Source organism: Aminipila butyrica, assembly GCF_010669305.1.
Taxonomy (GTDB): Bacteria; Bacillota; Clostridia; order Peptostreptococcales; family Anaerovoracaceae; genus Aminipila; species Aminipila butyrica.
This window is the reverse complement of record NZ_CP048649.1, coordinates 1,115,433-1,133,219: the sequence shown is the minus strand read 5'-3', so window position 1 is coordinate 1,133,219 and position 17,787 is coordinate 1,115,433. Positions and strand designations below refer to the sequence as shown.

Below are 17,787 nucleotides of genomic sequence, written 5' to 3'. Positions count from 1 at the left end.
GGTTATTCCCTTCTCTGGTCAATACCAGCTGCTGCAATGTTTCCTGTACTCATGGACTTTTTAGCTGCCCGCTGATAGATTGTAAAAAATCCGTACAGCAAAATCAAGGTTGGAATGCCCGTCATCAAGGCCAACTTTTGGCTGGGATCAAAGAACATGCCAATGAACAAAATAGCGCACATGAAAATGAGCAGTATAGGTGTAAGCGGGAAAAAAGGTGTTTTATATTTTAAATTTCCCAAAGACCCGCCTTCTTTTATGTAAACCTTTCTAAAAGCCATGAGACAGACACCATACAAACTGTAGGTAAATACGTTGGCAATACCGATGACGGATTGTAAGAATAAGTAAACCGTATCTTTTGCCACAAAGGCAGATACCACGGCTAGAGAAGCCACCAGCATGGTCGCCAACAGAGCCGGAATCGGCACCTTCTTTTTACTCAGCTTAGACAGAAAAGCTGGTGCCTGACCCAGACTTCCCATGGACCACAAAGACCTCGTGCAGGCAAAGACAAAAGCATTTCCGGAAGACAGTGCCGAGGTCAACACGCAAACATTGACGATGAGCTCCCCGGAATGTAAACCAGCAAGTTTAAATACATCGGCAAAGGGGCTGGAATTTAAGCTGGCAGTACGCCACGGTAAAATGGCTAACAAAATGACAAAGGATACAATGTAGCACAGAATCAAACCCCAGATGGTCCAGTTGATTACCTTCGGAAGGGTTTTCTCCGGATTTTCAGCTTCACCTGCTGCACTGGCACAAAGGTCAGCTCCGCCAAAAGCGAAAGCTGCTGACATCATGGTCATGACAATGCCCTTGATTCCGATAGGAAAAAATCCACCGTCATTGACCATGTTAGAAAAACCTGTCGGTTTAAATCCAACCCCCATAATCATGGCAAAGCCAACGATTATAAAAGAGATCACTAAGAAAAACTTAATGCTGCTAAATACAAATCCTGAATTTCCAGCCTTGTCTACAGGCCCCATATTCATCACAATAAAAAGCAGAATAAATGCCACTATAAAATAAATGGACGGAACTTGGGGAAAAATATTGCTGACGATAATCGATGAAGCTACCAGCTGAGCCGAAGCGGTGAGGGCATAGGCCAAGGTTTTAATCCAGCCTACCGTAAAGCCCATAGCCGGATTGACTAATTCTGTAGCATAGGCCTGCACTCCGCCTGCTACTGGTTTTGCTACCATCAACTCTCCCAGACACAACATCATCAAATACATAATAACACCGCCAAACAAATAGGCGATTAAAGTTCCGCCAGGGCCTGCATTTTGCATCACGTATCCCGAACCTAAGAACAGACCTGTACCGACAGTTCCACCCATGCTGACCATAACAATAGCCGGCAGCTTCAATGCCCGATTCAGGTTATCCGTCTTCTCGATCTCCTTACCGATGATTTTATCCATTTCTAATTTTCTCCTTCTTCTCTTTGGAATTCTTTAAAAATTCTCTTTTTTAAAACTTTTTTAAATTACTTTTAATCCTTTCTGGTGTAAATACTTCTCTGCCAATGGATTCGGCCGTTTTATTCAAGCCATCGCCCTTCCCTCCTCTTCTCTGGTCTCGCTTTCCTCTTTAGCCTCACCTTTCTATCCATAAAGAGCAAGAAGAATGCCAACGTGGTGTTAGACCGTTTTATAAGCTTCTTCTACAAGAAGAAGAAACGCTCCTAATCCCCAATATATAAAAGCAGCGGGCCTTAAAAATATTTAATCGGCTCGCTGCGTTTTCACTGTTTTGTTATGAGAGGTCTTTATTAAACTCCGGCAAAGGTGTAAACTTTTTTACCAATTGTGAAAAATCTTTACACCTTTGTACTGGCATATGCTATCATAAAATTAATTTTAAGTTGGAAGGAGTGCCTAAAATGATTGATGACGTTTATTATAATCTGGTAACGAAAATAGAGAATTTCTTTGATGGCATCATGATTGTAGATAAGGATTGTGTCATTCGCTATAACCGGCTCTTTATCAACAGCGATATCAACCTTAATGAGAAAAATTCCATCGGTAAGACCCCAGTGGATATCTGGCCCAATTTAACAGAAGAGACTTCTACCTGTTTCCGCGCCGTCAAGTACGGAGAGACGACAACCAATCAAGTTCAGACCTTGCTCCATGCCTCAGGAAGGGAAATTTCTGCGGTGGACAACACCTTTCCCATTGTAGAAAACGGGGAGATCATCGGTGCCATCAGCACCACCAAGTTTATTGATGCGCTGACCTTTCGCAACAATATCGACTTATCCAATCTGACTATAACCCATGCCAATGACCTGTATATGCCTCACGATATTATCGGCACATCCAAAGAAATTGAACTGCTCAAATTTAAAATACATAAGGTTGCTCAAACCAATACCAGCATTCTTATATATGGAGAAACTGGTACCGGAAAGGAACTGGTAGCCCAATCCATTCACAGCTCCAGTTCCCGAAAAAACCACTTATTTATTTCGCAAAATTGTGCGGCCATTCCCAACACCTTGCTAGAAAGTATTTTCTTTGGCACTACCAAAGGCAGCTACACGGGTGCCGAAAGCAAGGCCGGTATCTTTGAACTGGCCAACGGCGGCACGATATTTTTAGATGAGATTAATTCCATGGATTTGAACATGCAGGCTAAGCTGCTGAAAGCCATCGAAGAAAAGAAGATTACTCGCATTGGCGGCTCTGCGCCCAAAAAAATTGATGTGCGCATTATCGCTGCTATCAATGAACATCCCCAGAGCTGTATAAACGAAAACCGCATCCGAAAGGATTTATTCTATCGTTTATCCGGTGTACAAATTGAAGTACCGCCTTTGCGGGAACGAAAGGGAGATATCCCTTATTTAACTGCGCATTTTATCCATCACTACAACAGTGAGATGAAGAAGAATATTGAGGGCGTTTCCCCTGAGGTTTCCGCCTTTCTGCAAGCCTACGATTGGCCGGGCAATGTGCGGGAATTGAAAAATTCCATTGAAGGAGCTTTTAATTTTGCCTCCTCCAACCTGATTGAAAAGGCCGATTTTCCCCGATTTTACCCCCTGGAGGGCACGTCTGCTATAAGCTCTGGTGCAGAAAAGGCCGATTGGTTTGGTTTCAGCTCCTTAAACGAGGGGCTGGAAGCCTTTGAAAAGGCGTTTATCTCTAAGCGAGGAAAGCAAGCCACCTCCCTGGCGAATCTAGCAGAAGACTTGAAGATTTCCAGACAAACCTTGAACTACAAACTCAACAAATACCACTTAAAACTGGGAACCCTCGGGAAATTCTAATTTATGCGCAAGGGACGCCGGACTTGCAAACATGCAAAAAGCACACTATCCCAGTGTGCTTTTATCTTTGCCAACCTTTTTACACGGCTTGACCAAGTGCTTCTAATTCTTGGAGCTGAGCAGAATTCTTCGCCAAATCTCCTGTTTCAAAAGCAGATATGGCTTTGTTGAATACCAAACTCCAGCCGAAATAATCTCCGATACATTTAAATTGGTCGGCAATCATTTTATACTGTACATCCTCCACGGAAGCTGCTCCGATTGCCAGGAATCCAAGCTTTTTCTTCTGCTGCCGAAGCTGCTCCTCCTTGGCATACAGCCGGTCAATGGCAGTCTTTAACTGCGCCGTCATACCCCAGTAATATACCGGGGTCCCAATAATAACCACGTCTGCCTCTTCCAGCTTGTCTGTCAACAACGCGCCCTCGTCGGGAATCACACAGTTTTCTCCATTCTCTTTACAAGCATCACAGTTGGTACAGCCACTCAGCTTCATCTTGCCGAGGTCCAGCAACGCCACTTCTGCCTGAGGCTCCTTGACCTGAATGCCTTTTAGCACCTGATTCAAAGCGGTCTTGGTATTGCCCTCTGCTCGTGGACTGCCGCTTACCAATAAAACTTTCAACATCAACAATCGCCCCTTTATATATTGATTTCTCCCGTAGCTAAGGTCACTGCGAAACCGCCTACTTTGACTCTTTCCTTACCGCCTGCCACGGTAACCTGAGCCGCAATCTCCGAAGGCCGGCCCATTTGTTCTCCTTGAATCACCGAATAAATTTGTTCTGGCTGGACCAGTCCGCAATCAAATAAGTAATAAATTAGGGCTCCGTTGGATGTGCCAGTGGCTGCCTCTTCATCAATATCATACAGGGGTGCAAAGTTGCGAGCGTGAATCCGGCCATCACTTCCATTTACCGTAAAGGCATGAACCCCAACCACGCCATACTTCTTGGAAAGCTCGGTGAGGGCCGCAAAATCTGGCGCAATTTTGGCTAACTCTTCCTCATTCTTTACCGGCATCATGATGTCGATAAGGCCTGTTGATACCTTTCTAGGCAGCAATTTCACCTCCGGCTTCTGCTGGCAGTACTCCTGGCCCGCGGCCTGTAGCCCCATGATTTGATACAGTTCCGCGGTAGCTTCTCCCGCTGGAATATGCTCAAACAGCTCAGGATCGCCCATGTCCATCAAAATGGATTCCTCAGAAATTACAATGTTCAGATCTCCGGCCAGAGTCTTGTTGGTATACACTTTACCCGGTTCCACCAGCCCCTCCTGAAGCAGGGTATAAAACGCTCCGATGGTGGCGTGACCACATAAATCCACTTCTGCTGCTGGTGTGAAATAGCGGACATTAAAGGTATCCGCTGCCAGCACTTTAATAAAGGCAGTCTCGGAATAGCGCAGTTCCGCCGCCGTCTTGACCATCACTTCATCGGTTGGAAAATCTGCGCCCTGGGGAAGAATCACCACACCGGCGGGATTCCCCCAAACAGCTGGTCCGTAAACGCATCCACAATACTAAATTTCATGGCACTCACCCTTTCCTCTAAATAAACTCAAAATATTGGCCCAGACCCTTTTCCTTGGCCAACTGGTACACCTTGACTGCCGTCACATTATCCTGGATAGCCATACCCGTCGTATCAAACAGGGTAATCTCTTGATCGTTTTCCCGAAGGGGCTTCTGACCCGCTACCAGCTGACCAATCTCTGCATAGATATCGCTTTCCTGGATGACTCCTGCTAAAATAGCATTTCTAGTCTCACCTCTGCTGACACACTGAGAGATGCTGTCGTTGACTACCTTAGCCCCTCGAAATACCTCTGGGTCCCATTCGTTTTTGCCGGCCATATCTGCCCCTACGGCGATGATATGGGTACCCGGCTGCACCCAAGCCCTCTCGACCAGATACTTCTTGGACGGGGTGGTAGAAATGGCAATGTCCGCCCCCTTCATGGCTTCCTCTGGGGTATCACACAAAACAACCCGCACTTTTTCCTGGGCTTCTACCTCGTCCTTGTAACGGGCCAATTCGTCCTTGTATTCACTATACACCCGGACTTCCTGGATGTCCAGTACCTGACACAAGGCGTAAACTTGCATTCTGGCTTGACCTCCGCCGCCGAAAACCGCCACCGTCTTTGAATCTTTTCTGGCCAACAGCTTCGCGGAAATAGCGCCCGCTGCGCCCGTGCGAATACCTGTAATCAGGCTGCCATCCATAATACAAAGGGGGGCTCCTGTCTTGCCATCAAAGAGCAGGATGGTGCCAATCATCGTCGGCAAATCATTGGACTTGCCATTATCGTAAAAGCCGGAAGCCACCTTGACGGATATCCGTTCATTCAGCTGGTTGTAGCAGGATTTAATGTCGGTTTCCCCGTTGTTGGCGGGCATTTCCATGGATACGATGTCGGGCTGCTGGACCATTCCGGCATCATAAGACTGATAGCCTTCCTCTACAGCCTGAATGACCTCCTTCATGGACAAGGAGCTTCGCACATGATCGATGCTGAGCAATAAGGTTTTCATAATACACCTCCCGGTTAACTTCTAGTATGTCTGCTTATACAAATTTTTCTTCAATTAAGAATTCTTCAAACTTGGCCAAGCTTTCTGGCACGCCCTTCCGGCCATAACCCATTCTAAAATACGGGCCGTCCAAGTCATAAATATCCGCTGGCAGCAGCAGAACGCCTTTTTTATCTACCGCTAGCTGGCAGAACTCTTTAACCGGCATATCAAGCAGCAGCTTGTGGAAGGCTACAGGCCCACAAGTAATCGCCTTCTTCTCGAAGAGCTTAGGGTATCTGGCGAAAAACTCATCCATCAGCTTTAGATTCTCCCGAATGATATTGGTGCTGCGCTCCAGCAGCTCATCGCTGTGCTTCAACGCCACTTTGGAGAGAAATTCCGACGGAGCAGAATCGCAGATACTCATATAGTGCTTAAACTTCACCACTTGATCTAAGATCTCGTGATCCTTGGTCACTAACCAGCCTACACGCAGTCCAGCCAATCCATAAGCCTTAGACATAACCCCTAAGGATACACACTTATGATAGTGGTCTGCCATCCATTCTCGCTTTTCTCCATCCAGTTCCAGACCTTTGTACACCTCGTCAGCAAAGAGGTAAATATCGTGTTTCTTACAAATGTCGCACAGCTGTTTGATCTCTGCATTGGTAAAAGTATAGCCTGTAGGGTTGTTCGGGGAGTTGACCGCAATCACCTTAGTATTCGGTTTAATCAAGGTCTCCAGCTCGTCAAAATCCACTACCCATTTGCTGCCGTCATCCTTTAAATACCACTTGGAAAATTCACAGTTAGGCACGGAATTGGCTACCTCATAAGCAGACTGATAGTTTGGATACATGGCAATCATGTGATCGCCTTCGTTGAGCATGACATTCATGTAGCCAAAGATTGCTTCCTGTGCTCCGTGAAATACCAGCACATCCTCTGCCGTCATATTCTTGTACAATCCAGCAATAGCGGTTCTCAATTCTGGATCTCCCCAAGTTTCAGTATAGCCCAACCATTGATTCAAATAAGCCTCCTCTGCTCCCGGCTCCAAGTCCAGCAGTTCTTTGGTGGTCATGGATTCGCAGTCTGACTGGGTCAGCAGGTACGGTGCGGTAAATTCGTACAGACCAAAATAACATTCTAGTTTAAAATCATTGATTTTCATGTTGCATTCCTCCGTAATAATAATGTTAATGTGGCCTCATCATATCACGATGGATTTATAGAAAACACAACCAATTTCAAAAAATAAAACCAACCAATCCGGCAAATCTTTATCTCCTATGCTAAAGTTATGCGAATTGGTTGAAAATTTCAGCTTTTTCGTGCTAGAATATATCTATAAAAAAAGCCTCTGCGAGGCGCTTTTAGCTCGCATATGCGCAACAAAATGAACATTTTGTTGATATTGCGGTCCATACAATCCAGAAGAAGTGAATTCTTCTGGTAAGGGAGGAGAACCTATGGAATTTATTTTAGATAAAAGTCTAGCTGGTCTGGGGATTCAGCAAGTGGTTATCGCGACTATGTCAGGCATAGACCTGGAGGCTTCCCTTTCAGAGGAAAAGCAATTGTTTCTGGAGCACTGGCAACAGAAAGCTTTAGCGCTTAATCTGGAAGAATTGGATGAAAATCCGATTGTAATCGGCTACCGGGAATTAGTTCAGCAGGTGGGTCGAAGTTCTAAGAAAAATCCGCCTACTGCTGAAGCCCTGATCAAAAACATCCAGCGACGAGGTTCCCTGCCTCGAATTAACACCGTGGTAGATTGGTACAACGCCGAAACCCTCCAGTCCTACCTGTCCATAGGCGCCCATGACTTGGACAAAATCCAGTTTCCGGTGGAATTTACCATCTCCAAAAGAGAAGATACCTTTTATCCCATCATGGCCCCGGAGAAAAAAGTAGCCGCCACAGATTTAGTCTATCGGGATCAGCAAGGTATCTTAGCTTATCTGGACTGCCGTGATTCAGAGCTGTACAAGATTACCCCCCAGACAAAAAAACTCCTGCTTGTCATTCAAGGCCATCGGCACACCTCTGTGTCTTACCGTCAAGAGGCCCTGGAACGAATCTGCCTCGGCCTAAAGGCTGTCATGCCCGAACTGCAATATAGAATTCAAGTACTGGATGTATAAGAGAGTTTAGGTCCCAAAGTATACAAACTTATTGACTTGCCTCATCATAAAAGACGGCCTGATCTCTTCCGTTTCGTTTGGCCTGATACAACGCTTGATCTGCTCGATCAAACACGGTGTCGTAATCGGTTTCCCCCACAACAAGAGCGATGCCGATGCTGACCGAAAGAGCAATCTCTGCCTCCTCCTCTTGAAGAGTCTTTTTTAACTGGTCGCATTTTTCCTTGATAAAGGCTGGAGAAGAGATATTTCTTACGTATACGGCAAATTCATCGCCACCGATTCGGCCAATAATTGCCTTTTTTTCAAAGGTCTTTTCCAAACTTCGGCTCAGCAATTTAAGCATTTGATCTCCAGCCAGATGGCCGTAGCTGTCATTTATGCTTTTGAAATGGTCACAGTCTACCAGCATCAACCCATCCATTTTCAGAGGCCCTTTGCCCTTCAGTCGGCTGGTTATCAGCTGTCTGGTGGTCACTGGATTGTACAGGCCTGTCAGCCCGTCAATCTGGGCACTAATTAACAGCTCTTCCTTTTCCGCTGCCTCCTGACTGATATCAATCAGCTTGCCGATGACGGAATTGAGCTTGCCATTGTGATGATAGATACTGAAATGTACGGCTTTAAATACGCCAGTTTCCTCTTCCCCCAGAGGCAGCGTGATGATGGTATTTCCATCCGTTTTGGGCCGAGAATGCAGCTCTTTCAGCTTCTGGCGAACCACCTCTTCTGCACCTGCATCAGCAAAGAGGGATTGGCATTTTTCCGAAAATACCAGCCTGTCTGTACGGGCAAAATATTCATACAGGTATTCATCGGATAGCGCGGACAGCTGTTCATACTTCTGATTCTGCATCCGCAGCCGCCCATTGACCTGCATATAAGAGACGATGCTTAGGAGCAGTATACTCATAAGCAAACACCCGATCAGGATAATCTTCTCTCCATAATTGTCCATTATCATCGTGAAGTTCACGGGTCTTTCCCCTGAAATCATCGAGTCTAAAACCATCTTTTGAATGTCGCTTTTATCTATCCCTTCAATAGTTTTATTGACGATAGAAATCAGCAGGCTGTTGTCTTTAGGAAAAACCAGGCAGTATTCCCGGTCTTCCTTCCCTACGGGGATAGTAACCAGATTCTTGTAACCTTTGTTCCACGTATAAAAATTAACGGAGAAGGCATTGCCATAGCCGTAATCGGCCTCTCCCTTATTCACCGCTTCAATGCTTTCTAGGCGGGATCCGTAGTAAATAGCATTTTCTGGTTCTATTCCCTCAGGCAAAGTCCTTCCCCTTACCGCCGCATACCGTTTACCCTGCAAGTCATTTACATTTAAAGCTGCGTTCAAATAAAGTATGGATTTACCTTGCAAATAAGGTTCGGAGAAAATCATGCCTTCTGATGCATACTGATGAGGCATTCCCATGAAGATGTCATAATCACTGGCTAGAGCCGAAACCATATCATCATATACGGCGTATTCAAAAATTAGCCCTGTGCGCTTGGAAATCTCCTCCATCAACATCCTGGAAATTCCCTGGGGCTCTCCCTCTTTATCTACATACATAATCGGGGCTGCGCCGTCTACGGCTATGGCCCGGATCACATGTTTCTCCTGAATATAGTCTTTCTCTTCCTGAGTCAGAGATACATTGCTGGCGGTTAAATCTAACAGACTCGTATCCGCCTGCACCCCCGGTGGGCTTTCAAGTAATAGAAATATGCCCATTATCCATATGCTTATCCTTAATTTTCTTTTCATGGTATTGTCCTCATCATCTGTGTATCTTGTCTGGCAGGAACTTTCCGGTTCCCTTCAACCCATTATGGCGTCTTATCTCTATATTATAACAATATTCGTCAAAATGTGCACTCAAATAAGCAGCGCCCGCTTAAATTCAGCGAAATGAAAAACGGCAGGCTAAAAAGCCCGCCGCCTCTATTTCTTTTATCTTGAATTACGTTCCTACTTGCGTTTAATTTCCAATGCCTAAAAAACACCTGACACTTGATTTCCAGATTTTCTTTTAGCCGTATACATTGCACAATCGGCTTTACTTTGAACATCCATCAACGAGATACTCTTACCTTTTCCTTCTGCCACACCGATGCTTACCGTTATTTTTAATGAAGCATCTTCTGCTACTGGTATCAGCCTTTCGATTTCAGCCCGTAATGCTTCTGCAAGCAGGTAGGCCTCCTTATAAGCTGTCTTCGGTAAAAATACAGAGAACTCATCGCCCCCAACTCTGCCAATGGTATCGTTGTCCCGGCACAGAGCTTTTATAACGCCTGCTGTTTGAACTAAAACGGCATCTCCCATTTGATGCCCGTAAGTATCATTAATCTGCTTGAAACGGTCGATATCAATAAAAAATACACTATACACCATTTGCTCGTCAGCTTCTTCCTCGATCAAGTTTCCAATCGTCTCATAGAAACCTCGTGCATTTAATAAGGCTGTTAAAGGATCTTGATTTGATAGAAGAACGAGCTTCTTATTTGTTTCATACAGCTGAGTTTCAATTTTTTTAATCTTAGAGATATTGGTTATTGCAACCATTTCCGCAATAGCGTAACCCTGATTATCCCGCAAGGGGCTGACAGAAACTTGAAAAAAATCACCGTTAATGGTCAACTCATGATCCGGCACCTCAATGCCAGCATCGAAAAGTTTAAAATCCTCACGGCTGTTTAATTCTGCTATAGGGCTGATTTCACCTATTTTTTGTCCTATTAAATTGGCGTGAAATACTCCTCCTAAGGAAACCAACGCGTTGTTGACCAGTAGATATTCGCCTTCTCTGTTCACTAACGCCAAGGCAACTGGCATGGCTTCAAACAACTCTTTAATGGTGATATGCTCATTTAAAATTTCATTATATTCCATATGGGTCTCCAGAACTACTTGTATCTATAATCAACGAATACAAAAATATAACTTTCATGAGTAATCTTTAAAAAATAGTTGTTATCATTATATACTAAAATGGGCCATAAAACAACAAATTGTGCTATTTCATCACCTTTACTGGTTCACAAATTCCGCGCCACGGGTAGGCAGTACCGTCAAGGAAGACAGGGAAAGTCGCAGATAAGTATATCCATCTTCTTCTACCGTTTCTAAAACACCGACGGCTTCCACCCAGTCATTTTCCTGGGGATAAAAGGCACTGGCCCCTTCTGGCCAAACCACCTCAAAACCCGCCTGGCCATCTGCTCCGCAGCAGCCTGGGGATTGACGATAGACCATATAGTAGGTTACCCCCTTTTCCTCCCAGGTGTACTGAGTAAACATTCCTTCATATTTTATGGTTTTACCCAAATAATCTTCTTGATTCAGGTAGATGTCATTCAACTGTGCCAGAAACATCTTTTCTTTAATTTCCACCGTATCGCCAGCGGAAGCTTTCGTCTTCACAGCGACGGTGTCACTAGCTGCGCCAGTATCGTTTTGAGAGCCTGAAGTCCCAGCAGTGCCGCCTTGGCACCCTGTCAACGCAACTAAAGCACAAACCATCAATAGACTTGTAAATTTTTTCATGATACGACCTGCCTTTCTGCTGTTTCTTTGATTTTGGCCCGGGGTATGACCCGCACTGCCCAAAATAACAGAAAAGCAGCGATATTTACCAGCACCACACTTGCCCCCGTAGGCGTAGCGTTGATATAGGAAAAGATTACACCAATAAAGAAGCAAACCACCGACACCACCGCCGAGCAGATGGTCACCGTTTTAAACTTCTTGCAAAGGCGCATGGAGGTAAGGGCTGGAAAGATAATCAGGCTGGAAATCAGCAGAGCCCCCATCATTCTCATCCCCAGCACAATGGTGATAGCCGTCAAAAAGGCAATAAGCATGTTGTACATGCCAGTTTTTACCCCAGTGGCCTGAGCAAAGGTCTCATCAAAGGTGACCGCAAAGATTTTGTTGTAACAGAGTACAAATAATCCCAGCACGACCACAGCCAAGATGACGGAAAGGGTTACATCATCCTTGCTCATGGCTAAAATACTGCCAAACATGTAATTACAAACGTCCGTATTCATCCCTGTTGTCAGGGAGATGACCACCACGCCGATAGCCAACGAACTAGTGGAAATCAAGGCAATGGCAGCATCGCCTTTAATTTTGCTATTTTCACTAATCCGCAGAAGGAGAAACGCCGCCACCACCACCACCGGAATGGATACCAGAAGGGGCGCCGCGTTCATAGCCGTAGCGATGGCCAAGGTGCCAAAGCCCACGTGGGAAAGTCCGTCGCCAATCATGGAATAGCGTTTCAGCACGAGGCTTACCCCAAGGAGTGCTGCGCAGAGAGACACGAGCAAGCCCACCACTACAGCACGAACCAGGAATGTATAGGAGAACATCTCTATCAACATATTAAGCATTTCGTTCACCTCCTATAAATATCTGTCCAACCTTAGAGATTAGGTAATCCGAAGTCTTACCAAAAAACAACTGCGTATTTTTCAAATGCAGGATATGGCTTGCATATTTAACTGCACTTTGAAGATCATGGGAAACCATGATAACCGTCAGCCCGGTTTCCCGGTTGATGCTCTCAATCAGCCGGTATAATTCCTGTGTTACCACCGGATCAAGACCGGCCACCGGTTCATCCAGCAGCAGCACTTTTTTAGTAGCGCACAAGGCGCGGGCCAGCAAAACCCGCTGTTGCTGGCCACCAGACAACTCACGATAACAACGGTTTCTCAAGGAGCTGATATCCAGTCGTTTGATATTTTCCTCTGCAATCGCCTTATCTCTTGGCGAGTAAAAGGGACGGATTCCACGAGCCCCGAGGCGTCCTGAAAGGACCACCTCGTAAGCACTGGCTGGAAAATCTTTCTGTGCTGCAGTCTGCTGGGGTAGATAGCCGATTTCATTGAGGCCCAAGCCGTCCCCCATGAAAACCTTGCCGCTCTGGGGTGCTTTTAGTTGAAGTAATCCCTTGATAAGGGTACTCTTACCAGACCCATTCTCCCCGACAACACATAAATAATCACCGCTGTGGACTTCAAATTGAAGCCCACTGACAACGGTGTTGCCTTCGTATCCGAAGGCTGCATTCTGGCATGTAATCAGAGCCATATTATTGCAACGCCTCCTTCAAAGCGGACACATTGGCGGTCATCAGGTCCAGATAGGTTTTCCCCGCCTCAAAGTCGGCCTTGGAAATATTGTGACAAGCGTGGAAAAGCAGCACCTTTGCTCCCGTAGCCTCACTGATGGTATTCGCCATCTTCTCATTGGAAAGTTCAATATGGAATACGACCGGAATATTCTCCGCATTCATCTTATCAATGAGGAACTTTACAGTAGATGCACTGGCATCCGTTTCGGTAGAGCAGCCGGGAAATGCAGCAAAATAGGTGAGGCCGTAAGCATCAGCAAAATAGCGGAAAGGGAAACGGTCCCCAAAGACAAGTGTCTTGCGGGCAGCACCATCTACGACAGCTTGAAATTTGCTATCCAATTCATCCAACTTGCCAAGATAAGCGGCCGTGTTCTGTTCATATGCCTCGGCATTAGCAGAATCAATCTGGCAGAGGGCATCTGAGATCTTTTGCACAATCAGCTTTGCATTGCGGGGCGAAGTCCACACGTGTTCATCGTATTCTGGTTCCTCGGCTTCATTATCCGCTGCGTCGTGCGCTTCCTCCTCATCTTGCATGCCTTCCACAATTTCTTCTTCCACGGTTTCCACGCAGTCCATGAGGGTGATAATTTTCATCTCAGATGTATCCATGGATGCCAAGACATCCTTTACCCACTCGTCGGATTCCCCTCCTACATAGATAAACACATCACAATTTTTAATTTTAATGATATCCTGAGGTGTAGGCTCAAAGGAATGGGTTTCGCTGCCCGGGGGCAGGAGCATAGTAATGTCCGCTTTGTCACCGGCAATAGCACGGGTGAAATCATAAGGCGGGAAAATGGTCGTAACGACACGGAGCTTTTCACTTTTAACGGGCTTCTCCTGCTGAGCACAGCCTGCAAGAACAACGGTGCCAAGCAGCAGCACCAATACAATAGATAATACTTTTTTCATATAAGATACCTCCAGATTACTATTTTTGAGCACAAAAATACAAGGAATTGCTGAGTTTTCATCTGATAAGGCCTAGTCGGCCTTTTCAGCGGTACAACACATCCTTGCTGGAGGTCTTCAATTATTCAGCTTCACCTTTAAATGGACAAGTGTATTAAGCTTTCCATAAGAATAGTGGGGTTTACAAATAGAAAGGACAACAAATAAGCCACCCCAAAGGGGCGCTGATCCTACCACTACAGCAGAAATAGATCGCAATAAATTGCCGGCTAATGCCAAGTGTGCACAGGTGACACAGCTCCCATCGGGACCATTGTGGTCATGGGTGTGGTTGGCCTGCGTAATAATATATGCTGCTGAAAAAAGGGACACGGCAATAAAAATAACGCACATTGCTAGCGCAATCCGCCGGATAGCCGTGTGCTTTTGATTCGTTTTAAAGTGTATCTGACGAAAATAATCCATAGCAGCCCCTCCTTTCATGAAATCCTTCAAGGGGAGATTAAAATAGAATCTCTGTATTATTCTATCTCATACAACCGCAAAAATCAATGCAGTAAAAAATCCGCAACCCCGTGTTATTGGAATTGCGGATTTTTTCTGTTGTCTATCGATATATAACGTTCTTCTTTCGATGGTGTTGCGGCTATACTTCCTTCAAAATAACATTGTTGATGAAGCGCGTAACCATGGCCGCCACCTCAGCCCGAGTTGCGTTTTCAGCCGGGCGGATTAAACCGCGGCTGTCTCCCTCTAAAATGTCATTTTTATAGGCCCAGCTAACAGCCTCTTCCGAGTATTCGGATACTGCTGAAAAATCTTGGAAAGCTTTTGCTGCATTGTTGTCTGCACTGCTATCCGTTAATTTTGCATATAAGGCATAGCGATATAATGCCGTGATTAGCTGCTCCCGTGTAATCTCCCGATTTGGGCTGAAAGCGCTTTCGCTTATTCCCTGAAACACCTTATGCTCTGCGCCCCAAGTGACAGCGTTGGCATAATAGCTTCCTTCCGCAACATCACTAAAGTTATGCTTATCCGCTGAGTTTGCAGCTCCTGACAGACGGAACAGCACGGTCGCCATCATGCCCCGTGTCATCGGCGTATCTGGCGCAAACTGCGTATTGCTGAGGCCGTTGTACAAGCCTAAAGTCGCCACATAGTTGATCGGCTCGTAGTACCAGCTAGTCCGACCTACATCCGTAAAGTCGTGATCTTCTGTTTGAACATTAAAACGCTTGTGCAGCACATCTGCCGTATTTTTTGTGTCGGCTGGCTGACTGGCGTTGTTGGAAGGGATGCTTCCACCACCGGCACCGCCACCACCACCGCTGCCTCCGCTGCTGCTTCCGCCGCCGTTATCTCCTGGTACGATTACAGGTGCGTCAGCACCTTTCTCCAACTGAATCGAAACATACAATACACTGCCATCTACGGTAAAATTACCGCTGGACGTTTTATAACCGTCCGCCTTAATCGAATAGGTATACGTGCCGTTTGGCAGACGGTACTGCCCCGGATCTTCGTTGTAAGGCTGTGCCATCTTTTCCTGACCGTCTTTTATTGCTAAAGTTGTCGTATCCAGTGCCATAACCGATAGCGGCATAACGTCAAAAAATACCCAGTAAAGACGCTGGTTCATCACTTCGCTGATCGTTCTGGAGGACCCTTTATCGCCTTCATTTACGGTAAAACTGCCAGAAATGGCATTGTAATAATCCGACTCGATGGTGTAGGTATACCCCCCCGGTCCGAGATTCCAGGCCTTGTCAAAGTATGCTGCAATAGCGCTGCCACTCTCATCTCGAACAGATATTTCTGCATATGGCGCCCCATCACTGCCGCTGACCGCAAACTGCACGTTACATACATCTTGCGGGCCAGTGAGCTCAACCTCTAATTTAAGCCGATCGTTCTCATAGGTTTGCTCGCTGTCGTTGATGGTAAAAGTCCCGCTGATTGAATAGTAATCATTTGCAGAAACCGTATAAGTATAGGTGCCATTCTTGACAGCAAAGCTTCCGTCAGGAAGTGGTAAAAGGACGGTGCCGCCGGTTTTCGTAATGAAAATAATTGGATTGGCAATTTCCTGTCCGGCCGTATTCTTTACAGAAAAGCGAAGTCCATAGTCCTTGCCTTCCATTGCTATGTTGAGAACACGGGTGGCTGTCACTGGAATAAACTGCCCGCTGGCAGTCTTAAACTTGTCCGCCGTAATGGTATAGTCATATTTCGTACCAATTTTAAGCGTGTAAATCCCTTCCTGTGGGATTTCGGGGATGTCACTGCCTTCTGGTGTCACGGTGATAGCCAGGTGATTTGCCTCAACTGTCAAAAGGGTACCCGCTCCATTATTTACAGAAAAGGATACAGCTGAGTCCTTGCCTATATTCTCCGAGATGTTCAATAATTTTTCTGTCATCTCCGCAAAATCAATGATACCCCATCCGTAGTAAATATCTTGACCTGCAATCTGCGTGCCGCTGTCTTGGTAATCTGCCGTCTCCTTTAAGAGGGCTTTGAAGGCGGCATGGTTTGTGCTGTCTCCAGTGATATCCGTTAGATTATTTTTTATGCCGACTGAAATAGCCGCCAAAGCAGAAACCTGTGGTGCGGAAAAGCTCGTACCGGAGCTGGTTTTATAGCTGCCGTTATACCAGGTACTGGTATAATCCTCTCCAGGAGCGGTAACCCATACCTTGTTTTCGTAACCTTTGCCGTTCTCATCCGACAGAATCTGAGAAAAATCCGAATACGCCCCCTCTGCATTGGTCGAACCAACTCCAATCGCATATTGTGCCGGATAACCCGCAATAGTCTCTCCATCGTTCCCCGCGGAAGCAATCACGATAATTCCGGCGGCAATGGCCTCATTGACCGCGCTTTCCATAGCCAAGGAGGCATCCTCACCCCCAAGACTTAAATTTAGGATACAGATATTGCTGCCTGACGCACCATTTGACTGATCAAAAGCTTCTCTTTGCTGTGTCGCATAGTTGATGGCATTGATAATGTTTGAAATCTCTGTTTCTTTAGCAATAAAGGCTTTTAGGGGCATGACATAAGCACTCTGTGCGATACCTGCAATGCCAATATTATTTTCGCTCACTGCGATAATCTCTCCTGCAACGAAGGTTCCATGCCCTAGCGTATCTACTGTACTATCCGCGCCAGCTACGAAACTTTTGCCGGGAATCACTTGATCGTAATCAATATCTTCATGGCCTTCTGCCAGCCCAGAATCCACCACTGCAACCACGATTTGATCGGTGCTGTTTCCATCATTACCCATATCGTAGTCCCTGTCAAGATCTGCACCAGTAAGTCCATTTGCCCATGCTGAAGGCACATGCATAAGTTCCAGATGATCGTCATTGATGCTTTCGGCGGTACCACTGCCTGGCTCATCATGAAGGGTTACGATATAGTCTGGCTCAATAAATTCAATATTGCTCTCATCAACAGTCTCCTTTAATGTCTCCAGGGACTCTGCTGTATAATACCCTGGCATGTATTCAAGGGGTGAAATCTCGTCATTTTCCTGAAACAAGGCGGCTCGCCTTGATAGGGAGGTCCGATTAGTCTCGCCCTTAAGCTTGAAGATATATCCGTTATAATCCGCGCCAGCCTCGGTTGCCTCCTGGGAAAGATCCTCAGCAAGCATAAAAACACTCGGTTCTTCAGGCAGTTCTGCTGCAAAGGCCTGCTGCGGCAGCAATGCTGTCGCCATAAATACAAGCACCAGCAAAAATACCGGTA

General features: G+C 46.0%; 14 protein-coding genes and 1 pseudogene. 2 read left to right on the top strand and 13 right to left on the bottom strand.

What is annotated here, in order from left to right; all coding sequences use genetic code 11:
* Window positions 1-2 precede the first annotated feature (2 nt).
* On the bottom strand, window positions 3-1,436 hold the full coding sequence (locus Ami103574_RS05535) for an amino acid permease (RefSeq protein ID WP_163065680.1): 1,434 nt from the start codon (window positions 1,434-1,436) through the stop codon (window positions 3-5).
* Between the two features lie 461 nt (window positions 1,437-1,897).
* On the opposite strand from Ami103574_RS05535, the gene Ami103574_RS05530 reads away from it, so the two are divergent.
* Complete coding sequence (locus Ami103574_RS05530) at window positions 1,898-3,292, top strand: sigma-54 interaction domain-containing protein (protein WP_163065679.1); 1,395 nt, start codon at window positions 1,898-1,900, stop codon at window positions 3,290-3,292.
* Window positions 3,293-3,371: 79 nt separating this feature from the next.
* Here the strand turns inward: Ami103574_RS05530 and Ami103574_RS05525 are convergent, their stop codons facing one another.
* The 4 genes and pseudogenes from Ami103574_RS05525 to Ami103574_RS05510 form a co-directional block, all read right to left on the bottom strand.
* Window positions 3,372-3,920: a flavodoxin family protein gene (locus Ami103574_RS05525; protein ID WP_163065678.1), complete on the bottom strand. Its 549-nt coding sequence runs from the start codon at window positions 3,918-3,920 to the stop codon at window positions 3,372-3,374.
* A gap of 14 nt (window positions 3,921-3,934) precedes the next feature.
* A pseudogene (locus tag Ami103574_RS05520) lies at window positions 3,935-4,774 on the bottom strand (PhzF family phenazine biosynthesis protein); the annotation flags it as partial.
* Between the two features lie 70 nt (window positions 4,775-4,844).
* Complete coding sequence (locus Ami103574_RS05515) at window positions 4,845-5,831, bottom strand: ornithine cyclodeaminase family protein (protein ID WP_163065676.1); 987 nt, start codon at window positions 5,829-5,831, stop codon at window positions 4,845-4,847.
* 34 nt (window positions 5,832-5,865) lie between these two features.
* Window positions 5,866-6,990 (bottom strand): aminotransferase class I/II-fold pyridoxal phosphate-dependent enzyme, encoded by a 1,125-nt coding sequence (locus Ami103574_RS05510; protein WP_163065675.1) that lies wholly within the window; start codon window positions 6,988-6,990, stop codon window positions 5,866-5,868.
* A 298-nt stretch (window positions 6,991-7,288) separates the two neighbouring features.
* Between Ami103574_RS05510 and Ami103574_RS05505 the strand changes: the two genes are divergently transcribed.
* Window positions 7,289-7,963, top strand: a complete 675-nt coding sequence (locus Ami103574_RS05505) for a B3/B4 domain-containing protein (protein WP_163065674.1) — start codon at window positions 7,289-7,291, stop codon at window positions 7,961-7,963.
* Window positions 7,964-7,991: 28 nt separating this feature from the next.
* On the opposite strand, the gene Ami103574_RS05500 is transcribed toward Ami103574_RS05505, so the two are convergent.
* The 8 genes from Ami103574_RS05500 to Ami103574_RS05465 form a co-directional block, all read right to left on the bottom strand.
* Entirely contained in the window at window positions 7,992-9,728 is a 1,737-nt protein-coding gene (locus Ami103574_RS05500) for a transporter substrate-binding domain-containing diguanylate cyclase (RefSeq protein ID WP_163065673.1), read from the bottom strand.
* A gap of 228 nt (window positions 9,729-9,956) precedes the next feature.
* Entirely contained in the window at window positions 9,957-10,856 is a 900-nt protein-coding gene (locus Ami103574_RS05495; RefSeq protein WP_163065672.1) for a sensor domain-containing diguanylate cyclase, read from the bottom strand.
* A gap of 138 nt (window positions 10,857-10,994) precedes the next feature.
* Entirely contained in the window at window positions 10,995-11,510 is a 516-nt protein-coding gene (locus tag Ami103574_RS05490) for a TIGR03943 family putative permease subunit (RefSeq protein WP_163065671.1), read from the bottom strand.
* Complete coding sequence (locus tag Ami103574_RS05485) at window positions 11,507-12,361, bottom strand: metal ABC transporter permease (protein ID WP_163065670.1); 855 nt, start codon at window positions 12,359-12,361, stop codon at window positions 11,507-11,509. The genes Ami103574_RS05490 and Ami103574_RS05485 overlap by 4 nt, the downstream gene beginning before the upstream one ends.
* Window positions 12,354-13,064 (bottom strand): metal ABC transporter ATP-binding protein, encoded by a 711-nt coding sequence (locus Ami103574_RS05480; RefSeq protein WP_163065669.1) that lies wholly within the window; start codon window positions 13,062-13,064, stop codon window positions 12,354-12,356. The genes Ami103574_RS05485 and Ami103574_RS05480 overlap by 8 nt, the downstream gene beginning before the upstream one ends.
* Before the next feature lies 1 nt (window position 13,065).
* The gene (locus tag Ami103574_RS05475; protein ID WP_163065668.1) at window positions 13,066-14,028 is read right to left on the bottom strand and encodes a metal ABC transporter substrate-binding protein; all 963 of its coding nucleotides are present in this window, start codon (window positions 14,026-14,028) and stop codon (window positions 13,066-13,068) included.
* A 117-nt stretch (window positions 14,029-14,145) separates the two neighbouring features.
* Complete coding sequence (locus Ami103574_RS05470) at window positions 14,146-14,493, bottom strand: hypothetical protein (protein ID WP_163065667.1); 348 nt, start codon at window positions 14,491-14,493, stop codon at window positions 14,146-14,148.
* 181 nt (window positions 14,494-14,674) lie between these two features.
* Entirely contained in the window at window positions 14,675-17,758 is a 3,084-nt protein-coding gene (locus Ami103574_RS05465) for a S8 family peptidase (protein ID WP_163065666.1), read from the bottom strand.
* Between the last annotated feature and the right edge of the window lie 29 nt (window positions 17,759-17,787).